This is a genomic window from Ideonella sp. B508-1 (assembly GCF_000333615.1).
GTDB lineage: Bacteria > Pseudomonadota > Gammaproteobacteria > Burkholderiales > Burkholderiaceae_C > Ideonella.
Map to the genome: position 1 here is coordinate 1 of NZ_BADL01000128.1, position 3,079 is coordinate 3,079.

Annotated in this window: 5 protein-coding genes; 1 reads left to right on the top strand and 4 read right to left on the bottom strand. The window is 70.8% G+C overall.

Annotated features, from left to right (window positions below):
- Both I73_RS05725 and I73_RS05730 read right to left on the bottom strand, forming a co-directional pair.
- On the bottom strand, window positions 1-940 hold a 940-nt coding region (locus I73_RS05725), incomplete at its 3' end, for a class I SAM-dependent rRNA methyltransferase (protein WP_022979736.1).
- Between the two features lie 40 nt (window positions 941-980).
- Entirely contained in the window at window positions 981-1,340 is a 360-nt protein-coding gene (locus I73_RS05730) for a hypothetical protein (RefSeq protein WP_022979737.1), read from the bottom strand.
- Between the two features lie 209 nt (window positions 1,341-1,549).
- On the opposite strand from I73_RS05730, the gene I73_RS33090 reads away from it, so the two are divergent.
- Window positions 1,550-1,690 carry a hypothetical protein gene (locus I73_RS33090; RefSeq protein ID WP_022979738.1) on the top strand — a complete coding sequence of 47 codons (141 nt, stop codon included), beginning with the start codon at window positions 1,550-1,552 and terminating at the stop codon, window positions 1,688-1,690.
- 185 nt (window positions 1,691-1,875) lie between these two features.
- On the opposite strand, the gene I73_RS05740 is transcribed toward I73_RS33090, so the two are convergent.
- Both I73_RS05740 and I73_RS05745 read right to left on the bottom strand, forming a co-directional pair.
- The gene (locus I73_RS05740; protein WP_026096357.1) at window positions 1,876-2,757 is read right to left on the bottom strand and encodes an ABC transporter ATP-binding protein; all 882 of its coding nucleotides are present in this window, start codon (window positions 2,755-2,757) and stop codon (window positions 1,876-1,878) included.
- A partial coding sequence (locus I73_RS05745; RefSeq protein ID WP_022979740.1) for a GntR family transcriptional regulator occupies window positions 2,757-3,079 on the bottom strand: 323 nt, incomplete at its 5' end. The genes I73_RS05745 and I73_RS05740, both read right to left, overlap by 1 nt.

Consider the following 3,079-nt stretch of genomic DNA (forward strand, 5'->3'; position numbering starts at 1 on the left):
CGCGGTCGGCATGGGCGGCGCTGGGGGCGAACTTGGGCGGGTCCAGCACGATGGCGTCGAACTGGCGGCCGTCCTTGAGCATCTGGCGCAGGGTGCCGTTCACATCGGCGTCCAGCGCGGTGTGGTGCGCCGGGTCGAAGCCGTTGAGCAGCACATGGGCGTTGGCGCGGGCCAGCGCCGGGCCGGAGGAATCGACGCTCACCACCTCGGTGGCGCCACCGGCCAGGGCCGAGACGCTGAAGCCGCCGGTGTAGCTGTAGCAGTTCAGCACGCTCCTGATCCCGAACTGGGCCACGAGTTTGGCGAACAGCGCACGGTTCTCGCGCTGGTCCAGGTAGTAGCCGGTCTTGTGGCCCTCTTCCACGTCCACGGTCAGCTGGATGCTGTGCTCGCGCAGGGTGATGGTGGTGTCCCCGCCGCCGCGCAGCCAGCCCTTGGCGGGCTCCAGCCCCTCCATCTGGCGCACACCGGAATCGCTGCGCTCGTACAGGCGGGTGCAGCCCAAGGCAGCGGTTTCGGCCAGCAGGGCGTCGGCGATCACGTCCTTCCAGCGCTCGGTGCCGGCCGAGAGAAACTGCACCGAGAGGATGTCCTCGTAGCGGTCCACGATCAGGCCGGGCAGGCCGTCGGCCTCGCCGTGCACCAGCCGCACGCCATTGCTCTGGATGGCCAGGCGCTGGCGCATGGCCACGGCGGCGGCGATGCGGCGCTGGAAGAAGCCGGCATCGATGCGCTCGGCCTCGTCGAAGCTCCAGGCCCGCACCCGGATCTGCGAGCTGGGGCTGAAGGACGCCCAGGCCAGGAAACGGCCGTCGTGGCTTTCCACCCGCACCGTCTCGCCCAGGTCGGCCTTGCCCTTTTCCACGCTGCCGGCAAACACCCAGGGGTGGCGGCGCAGCAGTGAACGTTCTTTTCCTTCGCGCAGGCGGATCACTTTCATGGCCGCGATTGTCGCCTGCGCGCCCCGCCTGGCGAGGGTGTCAGCCGCGTCGGCGGCGCCAGACCAGCAGCGCGAAGCCCAGGGCCGAGAGCAGCACCGCCACCGCAGCCCAGCCGCTGGCCAACTCCTGCAGGCGCTGCAAGGCGTCCTGGCCCAGCAGCGCCGGCAGGGCCGACAGGTCCGGCCGGGGCTGGGTCAGGGTCGACAGCACATCGGACCGATCCCGCAGCGGCAGCAGGGCGCTGCCCATGCGCTCGCCAAAGACCTGCACCGTGTCCAGGACCTGGGGCAGGCCGTAGACCTTGGCCAGGATGATGCCGCCCAGCCCCCAGAGGATCCACAGCACCGGCACGCCCCAGCGCTTGAGCCAGGCCGCCGCGGCCATGGTCAGCAGGGCCACCGGGGCCGCCCAAAAGCTGATGAGCAGCGAACCCAGCAGCAGGCGCAGCGCGCCCGGCGCCGACCACGGCGGCCACCTCGTGCCAGGGCACCCCGGCCAGGGCGCTCCAGCCGAAGCCGCGGGCCACCACCATCAGCCCCACCATCAGGCCGCTGGGCACGGCCAGGGCCATCACCAGCAGGGGCAGCAGCACCAGCTGCATCACCACCGTGGCGCCCACGGCGGCGCTGTCCGGCACGGGCAGCGAGCGCCAGAACTCAATGCTGCGGTCCTGCCAGTCGCGCCGGGCCATGCCGCCGGACTGGATGTACGCCACCAACCAGCCCACACAGGCCATCACCGCCGCATAGACGCAGGACGTCAGCAGCAGGGTGGCCACCGCGTGGTCGTCCTCGCCCACTTGCACCTGGCCGAACTGCAGGGCCAGCAGGCTGATGGCCAGCGGGATCAGGGCGATCAGCCACCAGCGGCGGCCGTGCTGCATCCACTCGCGCAGCAGCAGGGTCTGAAAAGTCTGCATGGTCTGTCCTCCGGTTCAGCGCAGGGTGCTGGGGTTGAGCTCGGGCGAGCGAGTGAGCGCGACGAAGAGGTCCACCAGGCTGGGCCGCATGCGCTGGCCCAGGGCCTGCACCTCCGGCGGTGGCGCGCCGTCGAACAGCGCGGCAGCCTGTCCTTGCTGGCGGTAGCGCAGGATGGGATGGGCGGCGGCCACCGCGTCGGCCGCCGCGGGGTCGTGGCTCAGTGCCACGAAGCGCTCGTCCACCTCGGCCAGCGGAATGTTGAGCACCAGCTTGCCCTCGCTGAGCATCAGCACGTCCGACAGCAGCGACTCCACCTCCTCCACCTGGTGGGTGGAAATGAGCACGCTGCGCTCGCCGTCGCACCACTCGTCGATCAGCATCTCGTAGAAAGCCTTGCGCGAGAGCACATCCAGGCCCAGCGTCGGCTCGTCCAGCACCATCAGCCGCGCATCGATGGCGGCCACCAGGGCCAGGTGCAGCTGCACCACCATGCCGCGCGAGAGCGTCTTGACCTTGTCGTTCAGGCCGACGCTGGTGCGCTTGAGCAGTTGGCGGGCCCGCTCGGCCGAGAAGCGCGGGTGCAGGCCGGTCATCAGTGTGATGAGCTCGGAGGCGCGGGCCCAGCGCGGCAGGATGGCCACGTCGGGGATGTAGCACAGCGACTGCAGCAGCGCGGCGCGCTGGCGCTGGGGCGACAGGCCCAGCACGCTGAGCTCACCCTCGTGAGCGCTCAGGCCGACCAGGGCCCGCATCAGGCTGGTTTTGCCAGCGCCGTTGTGGCCCAGCAGGCCGACGACGCGGCCGGCGGGAATCTCGAAATCCAGCCCGTCGAGCACGCGCTTCTTGCCGTACTGCAGGCCCAGGCCACGGGCCCGGATCAGGGGTTCGCCACTCATCATGCCTCCCAATCAAGTTCTTCCGGACGCAGGCCCAGCCGGCGCAGCCGCAGCCGCAGCTGGGGCCATTCCTGTTCGAGAAAGCGCTGCCGCTCCAGCATGCGCAGGTGTTCACGCGCCCCGGTCCGCACGTACAGACCCAGGCCGCGGCGATTCTCCAGCAGCCCGTCGTCGCTCAGGGCCTGCAGGGCCCGACCGACGGTGAGGGGGTTGAGCAGGTAGCTGCTGGCCAGCGCGCGCACCGAAGGCATGGCCTCGCCCTCGCACGGCTCGCCGTCGAGCAGGCGGCCGGCCAACTGGTCGGCCAGCGGCGGAGATCGGT